Annotated in this window: 16 protein-coding genes; 5 read left to right on the forward strand and 11 right to left on the reverse strand. The window is 63.9% G+C overall.

Translation table 11 applies throughout. The features are described 5' to 3' along the window. Window positions 1-106 precede the first annotated feature (106 nt). Window positions 107-1,609: a glycine betaine/L-proline transporter ProP gene (gene proP / locus ACF8EA_RS08025; protein WP_021782399.1), complete on the forward strand. Its 1,503-nt coding sequence runs from the start codon at window positions 107-109 to the stop codon at window positions 1,607-1,609. Here proP and ACF8EA_RS08030 read toward each other — a convergent pair whose 3' ends face one another. From ACF8EA_RS08030 to ACF8EA_RS08045, 4 genes are all read right to left on the reverse strand, one after another. Beyond that, the gene (locus ACF8EA_RS08030; protein ID WP_392521472.1) at window positions 1,610-2,311 is read right to left on the reverse strand and encodes a YoaK family protein; all 702 of its coding nucleotides are present in this window, start codon (window positions 2,309-2,311) and stop codon (window positions 1,610-1,612) included. Window positions 2,312-2,320: 9 nt separating this feature from the next. Continuing rightward, window positions 2,321-2,950 (reverse strand): riboflavin synthase subunit alpha, encoded by a 630-nt coding sequence (locus tag ACF8EA_RS08035; RefSeq protein ID WP_392521474.1) that lies wholly within the window; start codon window positions 2,948-2,950, stop codon window positions 2,321-2,323. Between the two features lie 172 nt (window positions 2,951-3,122). Next, entirely contained in the window at window positions 3,123-5,189 is a 2,067-nt protein-coding gene (gene treS / locus ACF8EA_RS08040; protein WP_021782402.1) for a maltose alpha-D-glucosyltransferase, read from the reverse strand. Between the two features lie 109 nt (window positions 5,190-5,298). After that, window positions 5,299-6,216, reverse strand: coding sequence for a LysR family transcriptional regulator (locus ACF8EA_RS08045; RefSeq protein ID WP_275966970.1), 918 nt, complete (start codon window positions 6,214-6,216; stop codon window positions 5,299-5,301). A gap of 120 nt (window positions 6,217-6,336) precedes the next feature. Here ACF8EA_RS08045 and ACF8EA_RS08050 point away from each other — a divergent pair, with 120 nt between their 5' ends. The 3 genes from ACF8EA_RS08050 to ACF8EA_RS08060 all read left to right on the forward strand — a co-directional run bounded on the left by ACF8EA_RS08050 (window position 6,337) and on the right by ACF8EA_RS08060 (window position 9,043). Further along, window positions 6,337-7,095 carry a 5-oxoprolinase subunit PxpA gene (locus ACF8EA_RS08050; RefSeq protein ID WP_021782404.1) on the forward strand — a complete coding sequence of 253 codons (759 nt, stop codon included), beginning with the start codon at window positions 6,337-6,339 and terminating at the stop codon, window positions 7,093-7,095. Between the two features lie 92 nt (window positions 7,096-7,187). Beyond that, entirely contained in the window at window positions 7,188-8,075 is an 888-nt protein-coding gene (locus ACF8EA_RS08055; RefSeq protein ID WP_021782405.1) for an allophanate hydrolase subunit 1, read from the forward strand. Next, window positions 8,072-9,043, forward strand: a complete 972-nt coding sequence (locus ACF8EA_RS08060) for a biotin-dependent carboxyltransferase family protein (RefSeq protein WP_392521476.1) — start codon at window positions 8,072-8,074, stop codon at window positions 9,041-9,043. Before ACF8EA_RS08055 ends, ACF8EA_RS08060 begins: the two co-directional genes overlap by 4 nt. Window positions 9,044-9,105: 62 nt before the next feature. Here the strand turns inward: ACF8EA_RS08060 and ACF8EA_RS08065 are convergent, their stop codons facing one another. From ACF8EA_RS08065 to ACF8EA_RS08095, 7 genes are all read right to left on the reverse strand, one after another. After that, on the reverse strand, window positions 9,106-9,954 hold the full coding sequence (locus ACF8EA_RS08065) for a TIGR03915 family putative DNA repair protein (protein WP_392521478.1): 849 nt from the start codon (window positions 9,952-9,954) through the stop codon (window positions 9,106-9,108). After that, complete coding sequence (locus tag ACF8EA_RS08070; protein ID WP_392521479.1) at window positions 9,945-11,165, reverse strand: putative DNA modification/repair radical SAM protein; 1,221 nt, start codon at window positions 11,163-11,165, stop codon at window positions 9,945-9,947. Before ACF8EA_RS08070 ends, ACF8EA_RS08065 begins: the two co-directional genes overlap by 10 nt. Before the next feature lie 135 nt (window positions 11,166-11,300). Beyond that, window positions 11,301-12,857: an ArnT family glycosyltransferase gene (locus tag ACF8EA_RS08075; protein WP_392521481.1), complete on the reverse strand. Its 1,557-nt coding sequence runs from the start codon at window positions 12,855-12,857 to the stop codon at window positions 11,301-11,303. A 4-nt stretch (window positions 12,858-12,861) separates the two neighbouring features. Continuing rightward, on the reverse strand, window positions 12,862-13,134 hold the full coding sequence (locus ACF8EA_RS08080) for a lipid-A-disaccharide synthase N-terminal domain-containing protein (protein ID WP_021782410.1): 273 nt from the start codon (window positions 13,132-13,134) through the stop codon (window positions 12,862-12,864). Next, window positions 13,131-13,874, reverse strand: a complete 744-nt coding sequence (locus ACF8EA_RS08085) for a glycosyltransferase family 2 protein (RefSeq protein ID WP_392521483.1) — start codon at window positions 13,872-13,874, stop codon at window positions 13,131-13,133. Before ACF8EA_RS08085 ends, ACF8EA_RS08080 begins: the two co-directional genes overlap by 4 nt. A gap of 34 nt (window positions 13,875-13,908) precedes the next feature. Beyond that, the gene (locus ACF8EA_RS08090) at window positions 13,909-14,883 is read right to left on the reverse strand and encodes an NAD-dependent epimerase/dehydratase family protein (RefSeq protein ID WP_392521484.1); all 975 of its coding nucleotides are present in this window, start codon (window positions 14,881-14,883) and stop codon (window positions 13,909-13,911) included. Then, on the reverse strand, window positions 14,871-16,208 hold the full coding sequence (locus tag ACF8EA_RS08095) for a UDP-glucose/GDP-mannose dehydrogenase family protein (RefSeq protein ID WP_021782413.1): 1,338 nt from the start codon (window positions 16,206-16,208) through the stop codon (window positions 14,871-14,873). Before ACF8EA_RS08095 ends, ACF8EA_RS08090 begins: the two co-directional genes overlap by 13 nt. Window positions 16,209-16,451: 243 nt before the next feature. Between ACF8EA_RS08095 and ACF8EA_RS08100 the strand changes: the two genes are divergently transcribed. Continuing rightward, window positions 16,452-17,498 carry a class I SAM-dependent methyltransferase gene (locus ACF8EA_RS08100; protein ID WP_392521486.1) on the forward strand — a complete coding sequence of 349 codons (1,047 nt, stop codon included), beginning with the start codon at window positions 16,452-16,454 and terminating at the stop codon, window positions 17,496-17,498. Window positions 17,499-17,610 lie beyond the last annotated feature (112 nt).

Below are 17,610 nucleotides of genomic sequence, written 5' to 3' on the forward strand. Positions count from 1 at the left end.
CGCCGTTTGGTGGTGCCGCAAACGCACAAAAAAACAGTAAGCGCTGAATTATTTAGTGTCCTGTTGTATCTGATCCCTTAGAGCATTCATCGACAGGGATACGGGTATGAAACCTCGCAAGAAAAGCGTCCAGCCAATCGGCCTGAAGGACATCACCATCGTCGACGACGCCAAGATGAAGAAGGCGATCACAGCCGCCGCGCTGGGCAACGCCATGGAGTGGTTCGACTTTGGCGTATACGGCTTCGTCGCTTATGCCTTGGGCAAGGTGTTCTTCCCCAACGCCGACCCCGGCGTGCAAATGATCGCGGCCCTGGCCACCTTCTCGGTGCCGTTCCTGATCCGGCCTCTTGGCGGGCTGTTCTTCGGTGCCTTGGGCGACAGGTTCGGGCGGCAGAAAATCCTCGCCGCGACCATCGTGATCATGTCCCTCAGCACCTTCGCCATCGGCCTGATACCGTCCTACGCGAGCATTGGTATCTGGGCGCCGATCCTGTTGTTGCTGGCCAAGATGGCCCAAGGCTTTTCGGTGGGCGGTGAATACACCGGCGCCTCAATCTTCGTTGCCGAGTACGCACCTGACCGCAAGCGCGGTTTTCTCGGCAGCTGGCTGGATTTCGGTTCGATTGCCGGCTTTGTGCTGGGCGCAGGGGTGGTGGTGCTCATTTCCACGGTGCTGGGTGAAGAACAGTTCCTCGAATGGGGCTGGCGCCTGCCGTTCTTCCTGGCCCTGCCATTGGGCATCATCGGCCTCTACCTGCGCCATGCACTGGAAGAAACACCTGCGTTCCAGCAGCACGTCGACAAGCTGGAGCAGGGCGATCGTGAAGGCCTGGCCTCCGGGCCCAAGGTGTCGTTCAAGGAAGTGGCCACCCAGCACTGGCGCAGCCTGGTGACCTGCATCGGCGTGGTGATTGCCACCAACGTCACCTACTACATGCTGCTTACCTACATGCCAAGCTACCTGTCGCACAACCTGCACTACAGCGAAGACCATGGCGTGCTGATCATCATCGCGATCATGGTCGGCATGCTGTTCGTGCAGCCGATGATCGGCCTGCTCAGCGACAAGTTCGGCCGACGGCCGTTCATCATCGTCGGCAGTGTCGGCCTGTTGGCCTTGGCCATTCCGGCGTTCATGCTGATAAACAGTGGTGTGCTCGGGCTTATTTTCGCCGGCCTGCTGATCATTGCCGTGCTGCTGAATTTCTTCATCGGCGTGATGGCCTCGACGCTGCCGGCCATGTTCCCCACGCACATCCGCTACAGTGCCCTGGCCAGCGCCTTCAACATCTCGGTGCTGATCGCCGGCCTTACCCCGACCCTCGCTGCGTGGCTGGTGGAGAGCACAGGCGACCTGTACATGCCGGCCTATTACCTGATGGTGATCGCCGCTGTCGGGCTGGTCACCGGCCTGACCATGAAGGAAACTGCCAACAAGCCCCTGCGCGGCGCGGCACCCGCGGCATCGGACATCGAAGAGGCGCGTGAACTGCTGCAGGAGCACCACGACAACATCGAGCAGAAAATCGAGGACATCGATGCGCAGATCGCCGAGCTGGAAGCCAAGCGCGAGAAACTGGCCCTGCAGCACCCGCGTATCGAATGATCAGCGCGGCATGTAGCCACGCTGCCAGGACCGCGGGATGAACCGCGATACCAGCGCCAGCACGCAGGCCAGCGCGCAGCTGCCGGCCAGCGCCTGCAGGCCCAGGTGTTGTTGCAACCAGGCGCCCAGTGCGGCGCCCAGCAGCATGCCTGCCCAAGGCACCAACTGCACCCGCCAGCCATTGCGCCGCTCGCCCAGCAGCCAGCGCCCCAGGCCGCGGCCGAAACGCGAAAGGGCGCCAGTCACGTAAGTCAGGCCGATGGGCAGGCCATTCACCTGTTCGACTACCGCATTGATCATGCCCATGGCCAGCGTGGCGGCTAACAGCGCAGGGAAGGTGGCAGGCAACGGCCACGCTGCCGCGAAAGCCAGCAGTGCGGCAACCACCAGCAGCACCGGCCAGGCTCGACGGCGCAATCCGCGAGCCAGGAGCACGCCCAGCGCGTTGCCCGCGACAAAGCCCAGTACGGCGCCACTGAGGCGCAGTACCAGGGCCAGGTCTGCTTCACTGATGGCCACCGCCAGGCGTGTGGTGTTGCCACTCATGAACGAGACGAAATCGCCCAGTGCCAGCAAGCCGATGGCATCGGTCATGCCGGCCAGCACCGACAGGGCGGCGACCAGGCCGAGGCCGACGCGACCACGCATTACCTGCAGGCGCAAACGCCTGGCTGTGCGCGCGGGGAGGGCGTTAGGGAGCATGTGCAGGCCTCAGGGCAGCAGGTTTTCGCGGGCCAGGGTACCTTTGATGGTGCGCTCCACCACGTCGACCAGCACCATGGTCTGGTGGTCGACCTCGATATTGAGCAGCTCACCGGCACGGTAGCTGGCGAAGGTGGTCTGGCGCAGGGTTTCCGGGATCAAATTGATGGTGATCACGTTGTCCTCCACGTCAGCGACCGTCAGGCTGCAGCCATTGACCCCGATGAAACCGCGCGGAAACACGTACTTGCCCCATTGCGGCGGCATGCGGAACTTGATGAAGGCGCCGGTTTCCTTGATCGACAGCTCGATGATTTCGGCGGTGGTGGCGATGTGGCCGGCCATCAGGTGACCGCCGACTTCGGCGTTCATCTTCGCTGAACGTTCGATGTTCACGTGCTGGCCGGGCTTGAAGTTGCGCAGATTGGTGCGCTCGAGGGTAGCGGTCATGGCGTCGAACCTGACTTGGCTGCCGTCGATTTCGGTCACGGACAGGCAGGTACCTTCGACACTGACGCTGGCACCGATTTTCAGCTCGTCGAGCAATTCCGGGGTGAGGTCGATGGTGAACTGGTTGTGGCCCGGATAGGTGGTCACATCAAGCAGAGGGCGGACGGCCTGGACGATGCCGGTGTACATGGTGTAGCTCCTGGGCACGGAAAAGAAAACTTCCGAACGCTATGCCCGTAGCGCAGTAAATGCAAGACCGGCTTCTTGGTTGGCAAGCCGGCTTGCGGGTCCGGCGCCAGCGTTGGGCAGGCGGCGTGCTTGTGGGCGAAACCTGTTTGCCGACGGCAGGGCCACACCAGATTCAAACATGCCCGCTGCTGTTGACGATCCGCAGGCACAGTGCCTCGTACGGGTCCAGGTTCACCATCAGGCGCCCGTCCTCGGTCAAATCGCCTTCAACCGTCTCGTTGATCATGTCGACCACCGGCCCAGGTGTGAACCCCGTCAACAGCAGTTCCTCGGCAATCGCGTCCTGGCCGAAGTTCAGCGCACTGATCTGGATACCACGCCCGGCTGGCAGCTCATGCACCATCACCAGCAGCCCCGGGCTGCTCACCTCAGGTACCAGCACCTGACGGCTGGTAGCGATGCCGTAAGCCTGGCGCACAGCCAGCAGTTTCTTCACCTTGCAGGCAAATGAATCACCCTCGTCCAGCTGGCTGTCGAGGCTGCCGTACAGCGCCCTGGCGCGCGGCATGCCACGCACTGAAGCCTCTGCCTGCGGGTCGAGCCCGGCGAGGTCATAGCCGCCCCGGTGAATCCATCGGGTATCGCCATCGAGCATGCGTTCGGCAACCGCTTCGGCGGGCAGGGGCAGGGCGCCGACAAGATCCCAACCGGACAAGGCGACTACCCCCGGCTGCATGGCGTTGTACATGACCAGCAGCAGGTGCACCTTCTTGATCAACTCGATATCCGCTGCGCCAATCTGTTCGAGGTCGCGAATACCCAGTGCAGCGGCGATCAGGCTGGCGGTGGTGCAGGCAATGCCGTTGGTCACGAAACGCAGGTTATACGGCGCATGTTCCCCCGACAGCCGTTCGTAGATCTCTTCGCGGATATGTTCGCGCAGGATGCTGCCAGGCAGGGTCTGGCCTTTGTACAGGTACATGTCGTGCGCGTGCAGTGTCCAGAAGTGCACCAGCTCCACGGTCAGTTCGTCATGGTTTTGCAGGGCATGTATCAGCGAGGCCGGGTCGATGCCGAAGGCGTGCATCTCCTTGAGCATCAGGCGCAGGAACTCGGTGTCGCCGGTCAGCAGCGCATGCTGGTAGGCCGGCCGGGTAATGAAATCGTAGGACAGGTCGGCACCGCCCCTGGACATCTGCGCAATGTCATCGAGGGTCAGGTTCAGCTCCTGGAAGCTGAAACCGCCGGCCTTGCGGATCATGCCGCCGATCAACTGGTTGCCGACGATCGACAGCGGGTGGCTTTCCGACCAGGCGGTGCCGCTGGCGCGGGTTTCCACGCCGAGAAAGCCGTTGGCGTCCAGGCGCAGGCCGCGGGCACCGAGGCAGTCCAGGGCGTGCAACGCATCACCAATGATCATTTGTTGGGCGGCGAAGGTCGGGTCCAGCCAGTTCAGCGACGGCTGGCCCTCCTTGAAGTAGTGCAGGTACACCCAGCGGCGGGTCTTGCCGTCCACGCCCGTGACCGGTGGCGTGGCGCTCCAGTCGGTTTCCTTCACGCCCGGCTCGAAGAAGATCACCCGTTGCAGCTGGCCAACGATGTAATGGCGCGCCTTCAGCTCGTCACACTGCGCGGGCAAAAGGTTGACCGCATCGCGTCCGGCGGGCACCTCGGGCAGCAGCGGCCAGTCTTCTTCGCGGATCTCGACCATGTGGTACAGCCCAGGGTAAGGGCCATGGGCGATCTCGGCCAGGCGGAAGTCGGCGCCCTTGCCGGTGTGCGAGGGGATCAGGTCGTCGATGGTCACGGCATTGTGCGCAGCGGCCATGCGGCTCATCTGGATCAGCTCCTGCTCGCTGCCGTACAGCGGGTCGATGTCGAAGCTGATGCGGTCGAAGTTGCCGTCCACGCTGGGGGTAAGCTCGCGGCCGCGAATGCCGCCGGACAGCTTGATCGGGCCGGTGTGCAGGCCCTGCACGCCGATTTCCGACAGGCGCTTCCACAATGCTTCGTGGGCCAGGGCACCGAGCACCGAGCAGCCCTCAGGGGCGATGATGGCGTCGGGGTAGACGGTGAGCCAGACCGAGGCGATTTCGGTGGCGCGGCGGGGCTGGGCCTCGGCGTAGGGTTGTTGCCACAGGCGCGACTGGCCTGAGTACAGGCTGGCGCGGTCCTGGGAGGCCTTGAGCATGGCGCGGTCTTCGAGCCATTTGACGTATGACGGGTCAGGCTGGGTCATTTCGCGTCCTCTTTGCGTGTCGGCACAGGCTCAGATTATGACGGCATTGCGGCCTGAACGTTCGGCTCGAGATGGGAGTTGGTTTCTTCGCGGGCCTGCAAAGGTAGGCTCAGCGCCGGGCCGACAACTGCTGCGGCGCCAGAAACGCATCATGGAAGTAATTGCGCACCGCCTGCATCGCCGGGCTGAATGCCCGTTCCCGGTGCCAGGCCAACCCCACGCTCATCGGTGCGACCGGGTCGCTGATGGTCACCGTCTCGATACGCTTGCCCTCCAGCGACCACGGGCGGTGCACCAGGTCTGACAGGATTGCCACGCCACTGCCATTGGCCACCATGCTGCGCACGGCCTCCACCGAGCTGGTACGCACCCTTACGCCCGGCCGCTGCCCGGCCTGCTCCCAGTAACGCATGGCACTTTGCTCGGCCTCATCCACGGTCAACAGGATGAACGGCTCACAGGCCACATCGGCCAAGCTCACCGCCGAGCGTTCGCACAGCGGGTGGTGTGCGGGCAACCACAGCCGGCGCTCGGAGTTGAACAGGGTTTCCGAAACGATGTCGGGGTGGGTGAGGTTGGCGGTGAGCACCACCGCCATGTCAAAACGCCCCTCCAGCAGCCCTTGTTCGATGGCGCTGCGCTCCTGCTCGTACAGCTCCAGGGTCACCCCCGGATGCCAGTGCTCCAGGCGCTGCAAGTGGTGCGGCAGGAAGTAGCCGATCACCGTGTAACTCGCCGCCAGGCGCAACAGGCCACTGGCGCGCACGTCCGGAAGCGGGCTGTTCAACGCATCGTCGACACTGCGCAGGATGACGTAGGCACGGTTCAAAAAGTGCCGGCCGGCCTCGGTCAGGCTCATGCCTTGGGCCGAGCGCTGGAACAACAGCACACCGAGCATCGCTTCCAGCTCCTTGATGGCCGTGGTCACTGCCGACTGGGAGATGTTCAGGTGGATCGCCGCTTGGGAGATCTGGCCGATTTCAGCGGTGGCAACGAAGTAGCGGACCTGGCGCAGGGTGAGTGACACGGTAGGCTCCCGGAGTATCTGATTTTCAGAAGACACCCCATCTGTTTATAGATCTTCCCAAGGGGGTGCAGAGAATCTAACGTGGCTTGCATGCAGTCACAAGTGCCAGGAGATGCCGTCATGCAAGCAGTGGATTTCAACTCGGACATGGGTGAGGGCTTTGGCCCGTGGACCATTGGCGATGGTGTCGACAATGAGCTGATGGGTTACATCAGCAGCGCCAACATCGCCACCGGTTTCCATGCCGGTGACCCCGGCACCATGCGCCGCACCGTCGAGCGCGCCAAGGCACTGGGCGTTGCGGTGGGTGCACACCCGGGGTTCCGTGACCTGGTCGGCTTTGGCCGCCGGCACATCAATGCACCGGCGCAGGAGCTGGTCGACGACATGCTCTACCAACTGGGCGCGCTGCGCGAAATAGCCCGTGCCCAGGGCGTGCGTCTGCAGCACATCAAACCGCACGGGGCGTTGTACATGCACCTGGCGCGTGACGAAGAAGCCGCACATTTGCTGGTGGAAAACCTGCGGGTGATCGAGCCGGAACTGCTGCTGTTTTGCATGCCAGGTTCGGTGATCTGTCGCATTGCCCAGGCACTGGGCCAGCCGGTAGTTCGTGAGTTCTACGCCGACCGCGAGTACGACCTGAGCGGGTCGATCGTGTTTACCCGCAATGTGCGGGGCTACGAGCCCCAGGCGGTCGCCGAGCGGGTGCTGCGCGCTTGCCGCCAAGGCGTGGTGCGCACGGTCGAAGGCCAGGACCTGGCCATCGAATTCGACTCCATCTGTCTGCACAGTGACACCCCGGGCGCGCTGGACCTGGTCGAGGCCACGCGCAAGGCCCTGGATACGGCTGGCATCGTGGTGCGGGCACCGCGCTGAACCCGTCAGGCATCCGGCAAACACACAAGCCGGAGCCCGTGCATTTTGTTTTCGCCTGCCTTTCTATAAAGATTCCAAGAAAAGGAACTGTCATGGCCGAACCGCTTGCTACAACCCCGATTCGTTACAGCTTCGGCGCCGACGAGCACCTGTTTGCCGAAGTCAGCGAAAGCATGTCGCTGGAGGCCTTTTTCAAGGGTATGGCCGTCACCCGGGCGGTGGAGCGGCTGGCCCTGGATGGCGTGCTTGATGTGTGCCTGGCCAACGCGTCTTTCCAGATCCGCTTCGACCCGGACCGTATCGCCCCCGAGGCACTGCTTGAAGCCGTGCGCGGCGCCGAGGCGCAGGCGGTGGCCGAGCGTTCGTTGCAGACGCGGATCATCGAGATCCCGGTGCTGTACAACGACCCCTGGACCCATGAAACCCTGATGCGCTTTCGGGATCGCCACCAGGACCCGACCAGCACAGACCTGGAGTACGCCGCGCGCATCAACGGCCTGGCCGATGTCGAGGCATTCATCGCCGCCCACAGTGGCGCGCCATGGTTCGTGTCGATGGTGGGCTTTGTCGCCGGCCTGCCGTTCATGTTCCAGATGGTCGAGCGCGAGCGGCAGCTGCAGGTGCCCAAATACCTGCGCCCCCGTACCGACACGCCCAAGCTCACCCTGGGCCATGGCGGCTGCTTTGGTTGCATCTACTCGGTGCGCGGGGCTGGCGGCTACCAGATGTTCGGCGTCACCCCGGCACCGATCTACGACCCGCAACAGACCTTGAACTACCTCAAGGAGCACATGGTGTTCTTCCGCCCGGGTGACATCGTGCAGTTCAAACCCATCGACCGCCGTGCCTATGACCAGGCGGTGGCGGATGTGGAGGAGGGCCGTTTTGACCTGCGCATTCGTCCCGTGGAGTTTTTCCTGGACGCCTTTCTCGCCGACCCGGTCGGCTACCCCAAATCGTTGCAGGAGGTGCTGGCATGATCAAGGTACTCAAACCGGGGCTGGCCACTTCTGTACAGGACCTGGGCCGCGAAGGTTACTACCACCTGGGTATCCCTCCGTCCGGCGCACTCGACCAGTACGCCTTGAGCGCAGCCAATCACCTGGTGGGCAACCCGGCCGGCGCTGCGGGCCTGGAGTGTGCGCTGGTGGGGCCGGAGCTGGAGTTCCAGCAGGACGCACTGGTCGCTGTGTGCGGTGCGCAGATGCCAGCGTTGCTCGATGGCCGCGAGCAGCGCCCGGACACTGCGTTTGCCGTGCGGGCGGGGCAAGTGTTGCGTTTCGGGTTTCCAACAGCGGGCGCCCGGGCCTACCTGGCAGTGGCCGGAGGCATCGATGTGCCCGAGGTACTGGGTAGCCGGTCCACCTACGTGCTGGGCGCGTTGGGTGGCTTTCATGGGCGCAAACTGATGGCGAGCGACCTGCTGCCGGTGGGCGTGCCCAGCGGCAAGACCCGTGCCGGTGCAAGCTTGCCCATGGCCCTGCGTCAGGCCCTGGGGGGCGAGGTGGTGTTGCGGGTGGTGCCTGGGCTGTACTTCCACCGCCTGACCGAAGCTGCAGCGCAACGTTTCTTCACCGACGCCTGGACGGTTGGCTCCGAAGCGGACCGTATCGGCTATCGCTACAAAGGCGGCAGCGCCTTGAGTTTCCAACCGCGCGAGCAGCCGTTCGGTGCGGGGTCGGACCCGTCCAATATCGTCGACAGCTGCTACCCGATCGGATCGATCCAGGTGCCTGCAGGGTTGGAACCGATCATCCTGCATCGCGATGCAGTGTCGGGGGGCGGCTACGCCATGATCGGCACGGTGATCAGTGCCGACCTCGACCTGATCGGGCAGATGCAGCCCAACCAGCAGGCGCGGTTCCTGCCGGTGAGCCTGGAGCAGGCACTGGAGGCGCGGCGTTCGTACAAGAAGAAGCTGGCCTGCCTGGCCAGGCTCTTCAGTTGAGCATGATGTTTTCGCTGTAGCTGCGGCCTTGTGTCTCGACGGGGCCGCAACGGGCTCCGCGGCTACACCGAGCGCGCAGGCTTGCTGATGGTCTTGCCGGTTTGCGAGGCCACCTCAAGGGCTTGGCCGTCCCGCTGTTTGCCTTGGCGCGCCAGGCCTTCAAGCTGCGGTATCAGCATGCCTTCCGGCAAATGCCGCCAGAACCGCCCTGGCATGTGCAGGCGCAAGGCGTCCGGGTTGAGGCGGGCCGGGTTGAAGGTGTGGCGGTAGTAGGTGCGCCAGAGTTCGGCGCCGGGGTCTTCGGCGTTGCGTGCCCACTGGCGCCAGGGCTCGGGGCACTGGCGCTGGTAGTCGAACGCCTGGCCGTCGAAGCGAATGCCATCCTGTGGCGTGGCAATCAACCAGCGCAAACGCCCCAGGCGGTCGGCGAAGTGGGCGCTGGCACTTTGCAGAATGTCGTGTGCCGGCTCGTGATAGGCCACCAGGTCGAGCTGCAAGTGCTCAGCCAGTTCCTCAGGCAGCGGCACGAAGCGTACAAACGCGTGCAAGTGATGCGCCTCGCGGGTTACCTGCTTGATGCGCCGTTGCAGCTCACTGCCCAGCCGGTCACCCGCCAGCATTGCCGTGCGGTCGCCATGGGCGACGCGCCACAGTACTTCATACAGCAGGTTCCAGCGCTGTTCGCCACGGTAGCGAGAGGCCTGCTCCAACTGGCTCAGCAGTGCGGCCGGGACTTTGGCCCGGAAAGGGCCAGGCCCTTCAGGCGGCGCTGCCGGCACGGCCAGCAGGTCCGCCATCGGGCCTTGCGACCAGGTGACTTCCGATGGGTCGATGCCATGCCCCAACAAGCCCCGGGCCTGATCGCGCCAGGTGGCGAACAGGTCGTCGCAGTCGAGCGCGATCACCCCCATAACCCCATCTGCACGGGCGCTGGCGGCTCACTCAAGCGCGCTCGCAGCAAGCCGCTGCGCAGTTCGGCCTGGGCGGGGCGGTAGTCGCTGGTGACGATGAATGGACGTGCCTTGTCCAGCACGCAGCGCAGCTGGATCAGGTCGTCATAACGGATGCGCCGCTCCCGCCGCAGGGCGACCAGGCGCTGTACGCTGCGCAGGCCGATGCCGGGGATACGCGCCAGTAACGCCGGTTCGGCGCGGTTCACGTCCAGTGGGAACACTTCGCGGTTGGCCAGTGCCCAAGCCAGTTTGGGGTCGATGTCCAGTGCCAGGTTACCGCTGTGGCCCAGCAGCTCGCCAGCCTTGTAGCCATAGCCACGCAGCAGGAAGTCGGCTTGATACAGGCGGTGTTCGCGCAGCAGCGGTGGTGCGGCGAGGGGCACGCTGCCGGGGCTGTCGGGGATCGGGCTGAAGGCGGAATAGTACACGCGCTTGAGGCCGTAGCCTTGGTACAGCGATTCGGCATTGCGCAGCAAGGTGCTGTCGTCGGTGCTGTCGGCGCCGACGATGACCTGGGTGCTTTGACCGGCCGGGGTAAAGCGCGGCGCCCTGGGCTCATTGGCCACGGCCTGCTGGCCCTGATGAATCACGCCCATGGCCTGGCGAATGGTGCGCCCTTGCTTTTCCGGCGCCAGGCGCTTGAGGCTGGCCTCGGTGGGCAGTTCGATGTTGACGCTGAGGCGATCGGCCAGGCGCCCGGCCTCTTCGATCAGCAGCGGGTCGGCATCGGGGATGGCCTTGAGGTGGATGTAGCCGCGGAAGCTGTGCTCTTCGCGCAAAAGCCGGGCCACACGGATCAGCTGCTCCATGGTGTAGTCCGCTGAGCGGATGATGCCGGAGCTGAGGAACAGGCCGCTGATGCAGTTGCGCCGGTAGAAGTCCAGGGTCAGGCGTACCACTTCCTCGGGGCTGAAGCGCGCGCGTGGCACGTTGCTGGAGCGGCGGTTGACGCAGTACTGGCAGTCATACAGGCAGAAGTTGGTCAGCAGTACCTTGAGCAGAGATACGCAGCGACCGTCAGGTGTGTAGCTATGACAGATACCCATGCCATTGGTAGCACCCAGGCCGTCAGCACCACGCGAGTTACGCTTGGGCGCGCCGCTGCTGGCGCAGGAAGCGTCGTACTTGGCGGCGTCGGCCAGGATGCCGAGTTTGGCGATGAGTTGCATGGCGGTGTCTCGCTATACTGAATATTCATACAGTATTTTGAGATTTGATGGATTGCAAGCGTAATGGGCGGGGGAGCGCGAGTTCGACCTTGAGTCGTCATTCGCCAGAACACCCACCCGGCAGGGGCTGGCTGGTCAATGCCCGGTCCGTTCCTCAATCGCCGGCGGGCTGTGCCCCGTGTCGGCCCAGGCGAAGTGGTAGACGTTGTTGGGGGCACTGGCCTGACACTGGCCGTTGTCGGCATCTGCACCGACTACATACCATTCGGCCCGCGAGGTCTCACGCAGCTTGCGGGCCTTGTCGGCGCTGAAGCACTGGCCCAGTTGGTTGGCAGGAACCAAGGCGAAGGCGGTGGGGTGCTGGCGCAGCCAATAGACCGCTGCATTCACTTTGGATTGGCCGGTGAAGCCGAAGTGCACGATGGGTTGCCGGGCAAACAGCCAATGCCCCTCGCGCCAGTTGACCAGCACCAGTTCGGCACCGGCAGTGGCCTGTGCGGCGTCGCTCATCAGCGTCTCATGCGGGTTGCGGCCCTCCTTGGCGGGCTCGACGAAACCACGCGCGAACCACAGGGCGAACCATACCAGGGCTACTGTGGTAAACGCCTTGCGCCAGCCCGGCCGGCGCTGCCACCAGCGCTTGAGCAGCCACGGCACGAGCGGCGCCATTGCCAGAATCAAGCCAGGCAGCGCCGGGAAAATGTACAGCTTGCGCTTGCCGGTGCTGAGGCTGAAGAACAGTAGCACTAATGCCACCCAGCCAAGCAGTAGCAGGAAGCGGCCATCGCGCTTTTGCAGTTGCCGGCGCCAGGCCGGTATCAGCCAGGGCAGGGCCAGGATCAGAGGTAGCCAGTACTTGGGGATGACCTTGACGAAGAAGTACCAGAACGGCTCGCGATGGTCCCAGGCATTGGCGTAGCGGCTGGCGGTCTGACGCAGCAGGATTTCCTTCAGGTAGGCCAGCTCTGCGGCGCCGCCGCCATGGGCGATCGACACCAGCAGCGGCAGCAGCCACACGGCGCAACCGGCGAGTAACCACAGCAGCCCCAGGCTCCAGCGCCATCCCTGGCCGGGCATGGCGACTACGCCGCGCCAGCGATGGCGCACCGCCCAGGCATAAGGCAGCAATATCAGCGCCGGAACAAAACCCACTCCCTTGCTGATAATGCCCAGGCCCATGGATGCGCAAGCCAGGTAGAACCAGCCCCAGGCGGGCCCCAGTAGCAGGTGGCGCAGCATGCCGTAGAGGCCCAGCGCAACCCAAAGGCACAGGAAACTGTCGATCTGCCCGGTGCGCAGGATGCTGTAGCTCTGGTAGGTGGCCAGGAACAACAAGGCAGCGATCACGCCGGTGCGCCGGTTCCACAGGCGCCGCCCGAGGTCATGCAGTACCCAGGTTATGGTCGCCGCCGACAGCAGCCCTGGCAGGTAGAGAGCAACTTTGGGTGCGCCGGTCAGGTAGCTGAACAGCGCCACGGTCCACATGAACAGCGGTGGCTTGTCGCCATAGATCTCCGCTGCCCGGTGCGGAATGAACCAGTCGCCACTCTGGAGCATTTCCAGGGCCACGCCGAGGAAGCGTTCTTCATCGACATTCATCGGCTGACGCCAGCCGATTCCCGCGCCCACCAGCAATACGGCGAGGGCAATCAGGGCCAGGCGTTCGGCCCCGAGCGTCTTGAACTTAGGCAAAGGGCTATTCCTTCAGGTGCTGGTGACGGGCAATCAGTTGCAGGTTGCGCAGGTAGACCAGAAAGCCGAAGCTTTGGCCGATAATGAAGACCGGGTCCTGGCGGTAGATGGCGTAAGTCAGCAGTAGCGCGCTGCCGAGCATGCTCAGGTACCAGAAGCCTACCGGGATCACGCTACGGCGTTTGAGTTCGCTGTACAGCCACTGCAGCACGAAGCGCCCGGTGAAAACGGCCTGACCCGCGAAGCCGATGATCAGCCAGAGGGTTTCGCGGGTCATCCTTCAAGCTCCTGCGGGCGGCTGTGCAGGCGGGTGCGGCGGATTAGCCACCACACCCCGAACAAGTCGAGGATGCCGACCAGGGCGCGGTCCAGGTTGCCGTACTTGGAGACACCGGCGTGGCGTGGCCGGTGGTTGACCGGGTGCACCAGCATGCGGCCGTTGTGGCGCAGGATCAGTGCCGGAATGTAGCGGTGCATGTGGTCGAAGTAGGGCAGGCGCAGGAAGGCTGCCCGCTCGATCAGCTTCAGCCCGCAGCCGGTGTCGGGCGTGGCATCCTTGAGCAGGCGGCTGCGTAGGCCGTTGGCAAAGCGCGAGGCCCAGCGCTTGCTGGCGCTGTCACGCCGGTTGACCCGGTGCCCTGCCACCAACTTGACGCCGCCGGCCAGGTTCTGGCTGGCGCGCACCAGGGCTAGCATGCCGGGGATGTCTGCCGGGTCGTTCTGGCCGTCGCCATCCAGGGTCGCCAGCCAGTGGCCACGGGCCACCTGGGCGGCATGCCACAGCGAGGTGCTCTGGCCCAGCGAACGGTCGTGACGCAGGATGCGCAATTGCCTGTAGCCCTGGCTTTTCAGTTGTTGCAGTACGTTCAGGGTGCCGTCGCTGCTGCCGTCGTCGACCACCAGCACTTCGTAGTCTTCGGCCGTGAGTGCAGCGCGAATCTCCATCAGCAGTGACGGCAGGTTGTCGACCTCGTTCTTGGCGGGGATGAGTACCGAGAGGTCAAGTGGATCGCTCATGAGGCTACCTGTGATCGTGTTGTGAGTGCGTGGATCAAACCCGGTAGAAATCCCGGTACCAACCAACGAAGGCGTTGACGCCATGTTCCAGCGACGTGCCAGGGGAGAAGTCGATCCAGCGTGTCAGTGAGCTGACGTCGGCCCAGGTTTCCAGTACGTCCCCCGCTTGCAGCGGTAGGTAGTCGCGCTGGGCCTTGATACCCAAGGCGTCCTCCAGGCAGTCGACAAAGTGCAGCAGCCTTACCGGCTGACCGCGGCCAATATTGAACAGTTGGCAGGGTGGTTTCCCTTCGGCCGGCCGGGGCGGTTTAAGGCGCAGGCGCACGATGCTCTCGACGATGTCGTCGATGTAGGTGAAGTCGCGGCCCATCAAACCGTTGTTGTAAAGCGCTATCGGCCGGCCTTCGAGCATGGCGCGGGTGAACTTGAACAGCGCCATGTCGGGGCGGCCCCAGGGGCCATAGACGGTAAAAAAACGCAGGCCGGTGGTCGGCAGGCGGTACAGGTGCGCGTAGCTGTGCGCCATCAGTTCATTGGCGCGCTTGCTGGCGGCATAGAGCGACACTGGCTGCTCGACCGGGTCGTCGATGCTGAACGGCAGCTTGGCATTGGCCCCGTACACGGAGCTGCTGGAGGCGTAGATCAAGTGGCGTGGTGGCTGCGCTCGGCAGGCCTCGAGAACATTGAGGAAACCAACCAGGTTGGCCTGCCCGTAGGCACCAGGGTTGTCCAGTGAATAGCGCACGCCGGCCTGGGCCGCCAGGTGGATCACCTCGCTGAACGCCTGCCTGGCGAACAGCGGTTGCAAATCGGCAGGGTTGGCGATGTCGAGGGTATGGAAGTGGAAGCTGGAAAAACCGAACAACGCCTGCAGGCGCGCCCGCTTGAGCTCGACGCTGTAGTAGGCATTAAGGTTGTCGATACCGACCACTTCGATGCCGGCCTCGCACAGGCGCCGCGCCACGTGGTAGCCAATGAAACCTGCCACACCGGTAATCAGTACGGGCATACTGGCTGCACCTGGCCACGGCCGATCCCGTAATAAGTCAGGCCGGCGGCGGCCATGTGCTCGGGCTCGAACAGGTTGCGCCCGTCGAACACCACCCGGTCGGTCAACTGCTGCGGCACCTTGTCCAGATTGAGTACGCGGTAGTCCTGCCACTCGGTGACGATCACCAAGGCATCTGCGCCCTTTAATGCATCGTCCTTGCAGGGCACCAGTTGCAAGTCGGCACGCGGGCCGTAATGGCGCCGGATTTCTTCCATGGCCTGAGGGTCGTGGGCCTGGACCCGCGCACCCGCGGCCCACAACGCTTCCAGCAAGACCCGGCTGGAGGCTTCGCGGATATCATTGGTATTGGGTTTGAACGACAACCCCCACAGGGCAAACACCTTGCCCCGCAGGCCGCCGGGGTAGTGGCGCTGGATCTTGCTGAACAGCCGGCCCTTCTGCTGCTCGTTGACCGACTCTACTGCGCGCAGCAACTGTGTCTCGAAGCCTTCTGCCTCGGCACTGTGGCGCAGGGCTTGCAGGTCTTTGGGGAAGCAAGAACCGCCAAAACCGCAGCCGGCGTAGATGAAGTCATAACCGATGCGCGGGTCCGAGCCGATGCCACGGCGCACCATTTCGATGTCGGCCCCCAGGTGCTCGGCCAGGTTGGCGATTTCGTTGATGAAGGAAATCTTGGTGGCCAGCATGCAGTTGGCCGCGTACTTTGTCAGCTCGGCGCTGCGCGCGTCCATGACCATAAGCTTTTCGCGGTTGCGGCTGAACGGCAGGTAAAGCTCGCGTAGCAACTCCACTTCGGGCGCCTCTGCGCCGCCGATGATGATGCGTTCGGGGCGCATGCAGTCATCCACCGCAGAGCCTTCCTTGAGAAACTCCGGGTTGCTGATCACCTGGAAGCGGCTGGTATCGGCCACGGCCTGGGCGATGCGAGCCTTGATGCGGTGTACCGTACCCACCGGCACGGTGGACTTGTTGACGATCACTTTGGGCCCGTCGGCATGTTCGAGTATGCTGTCGACCACGGCAAAAACATGCTTCAGGTCGGCGCTGCCGTCGGCTTGCGGCGGGGTTCCGACGGCAATGAACTGCAACCTGGCATAGTTGGCGGCCGCTGCGGCGTCGGTGGTGAAGGACAGGCGACCGCAGGCGAGGTTCTTCTTCAGCAGCGGCGCAAGGCCGGGCTCGAAGATCGGGCAATGGCCTTCACTCAGGCTGGCAACCCGATCGGCATCGACATCCATGCACAGCACCGAATGGCCCACCTGGGCCAGGCACACCGCCTGGGTCAGGCCGACGTAGCCGGTTCCGAAAACCGTGACCTTCATTTGACAGCTCCTTGATAAGAAAGCTGAAAAAAAATGTCACATCGTTGTTTAGGAATTGTTACCTGAAGGATGTTTCGTGGGCCATGAGGCCGTTATTCCGCGGCGCCCAGGCAGAGCATCTAAACTTACTGACAGCTCGCGGTAGCGAATCGTACCGCGAACCGACACCCTTGAACCGACCACCGCCTCCCCGGAGTGGACGTCCCTCGCTGGCGATGGCCTTCTTGCAGAGGAGGGCAGGTCATGGACGAGGTAAAGCTTCACGATTTCATGGGCAAGCTGGTGAGCGACATGGGCGCAGCGGCGACGCTGGCCAACGTCATCCTCGGCGATGAACTGGGGCTGTACCGGGCCTTGGCGGACAGCCAGGCGGTCACCCCGGAGCAACTGGCGGAAAAGACCGGCTGCCACCCGCGGCTGGTGCGCGAATGGTTGAATGCCCAGGCGGCCTCGGGTTACATGGTCCATGACAAGGGCCATTTCGTGCTGCCTGAGGAACAGGCCATGGCCCTGGCGCTGGAGGACTCCCCGGCCTATATGGCCGGTGGCGCGGCAGTGGTGGCGGCGCTGTTCCATGACAAGGACAAGCTGGTAGCCGCCATGCGCGGCGATGGCGGGCTGGCCTGGGGCGATCACCACCCGTGCATGTTCAGTGGTACCGAGCGGTTTTTTCGGCCGGGGTATCGCACCTTTCTGGTGGCGGATTGGCTGCCGGCGCTGGAGGGTGTGGTGGCCAAGCTGCAGGCGGGCGCCAAGGTGGCGGACGTGGGGTGCGGTCATGGTGCCTCGACGCTGGTGATGGCGCAGGCGTTTCCGGCGTCGACCTTCGTGGGGTACGACTATCATGAGCCTTCGATCGCAACCGCCAACGAGCGTGCACGTGAAGCGGGGCTGGAGGCGCGGGTGAGCTTCCAGCAGGCCAGCGCCAAGGACTACCCGGGGCATGACCATGACCTGGTGTGTTTCTTCGATTGCCTGCACGACATGGGTGACCCGGTCGGGGCAGCCCGGCATGCCTACCGTGCTTTGAAAGCGGATGGCACGGTCATGCTGGTAGAGCCTTATGCCGAGGACTCGCTGGAGGGTAACCTGACACCGGTCGGACGGTTGTTCTATGCCGCGTCTACCTTCATCTGCACGCCGAATTCGCTGTCGCAGGAGGTGGGCTTTGGGCTGGGCGCACAAGCCGGAGAAGCGCGCTTGCGGGCCGTCTTCGAGGAGGCGGGGTTCAGCAGGTTCCGGCGGGCGACGCAGACGCCGTTCAACCTGATTCTGGAGGCCCGCAAGTAGAGGTAAGCCTGCGCCGGCCTCTTCGCGGGCTTGCCCGCTCCCACAGGTTACGTGCTTGTTTCAGGCCTGTGACGATCCTGGACCTGGAAAGCAGAAGGGGCGCCATGTGGCG

The organism is Pseudomonas sp. YQ_5 (assembly GCF_043103305.1).
Taxonomy (GTDB): domain Bacteria; phylum Pseudomonadota; class Gammaproteobacteria; order Pseudomonadales; family Pseudomonadaceae; genus Aquipseudomonas; species Aquipseudomonas putida_Y.

Excerpts from the sequence above, each read along its gene's own strand:
- proP (WP_021782399.1), top strand. The coding sequence starts at position 107 with ATGAAACCTCGCAAGAAAAGCGTCCAGCCAATCGGCCTGAAGGACATC.
- ACF8EA_RS08030 (WP_392521472.1), bottom strand. The coding sequence starts at position 2,311 with ATGCTCCCTAACGCCCTCCCCGCGCGCACAGCCAGGCGTTTGCGCCTG.
- ACF8EA_RS08035 (WP_392521474.1), bottom strand. The coding sequence starts at position 2,950 with ATGTACACCGGCATCGTCCAGGCCGTCCGCCCTCTGCTTGATGTGACC.
- treS (WP_021782402.1), bottom strand. The coding sequence starts at position 5,189 with ATGACCCAGCCTGACCCGTCATACGTCAAATGGCTCGAAGACCGCGCC.
- ACF8EA_RS08050 (WP_021782404.1), top strand. The coding sequence starts at position 6,337 with ATGCAAGCAGTGGATTTCAACTCGGACATGGGTGAGGGCTTTGGCCCG.
- ACF8EA_RS08055 (WP_021782405.1), top strand. The coding sequence starts at position 7,188 with ATGGCCGAACCGCTTGCTACAACCCCGATTCGTTACAGCTTCGGCGCC.
- ACF8EA_RS08060 (WP_392521476.1), top strand. The coding sequence starts at position 8,072 with ATGATCAAGGTACTCAAACCGGGGCTGGCCACTTCTGTACAGGACCTG.
- ACF8EA_RS08065 (WP_392521478.1), bottom strand. The coding sequence starts at position 9,954 with ATGGGGGTGATCGCGCTCGACTGCGACGACCTGTTCGCCACCTGGCGC.
- ACF8EA_RS08070 (WP_392521479.1), bottom strand. The coding sequence starts at position 11,165 with ATGCAACTCATCGCCAAACTCGGCATCCTGGCCGACGCCGCCAAGTAC.
- ACF8EA_RS08080 (WP_021782410.1), bottom strand. The coding sequence starts at position 13,134 with ATGACCCGCGAAACCCTCTGGCTGATCATCGGCTTCGCGGGTCAGGCC.
- ACF8EA_RS08085 (WP_392521483.1), bottom strand. The coding sequence starts at position 13,874 with ATGAGCGATCCACTTGACCTCTCGGTACTCATCCCCGCCAAGAACGAG.
- ACF8EA_RS08090 (WP_392521484.1), bottom strand. The coding sequence starts at position 14,883 with ATGCCCGTACTGATTACCGGTGTGGCAGGTTTCATTGGCTACCACGTG.
- ACF8EA_RS08095 (WP_021782413.1), bottom strand. The coding sequence starts at position 16,208 with ATGAAGGTCACGGTTTTCGGAACCGGCTACGTCGGCCTGACCCAGGCG.
- ACF8EA_RS08100 (WP_392521486.1), top strand. The coding sequence starts at position 16,452 with ATGGACGAGGTAAAGCTTCACGATTTCATGGGCAAGCTGGTGAGCGAC.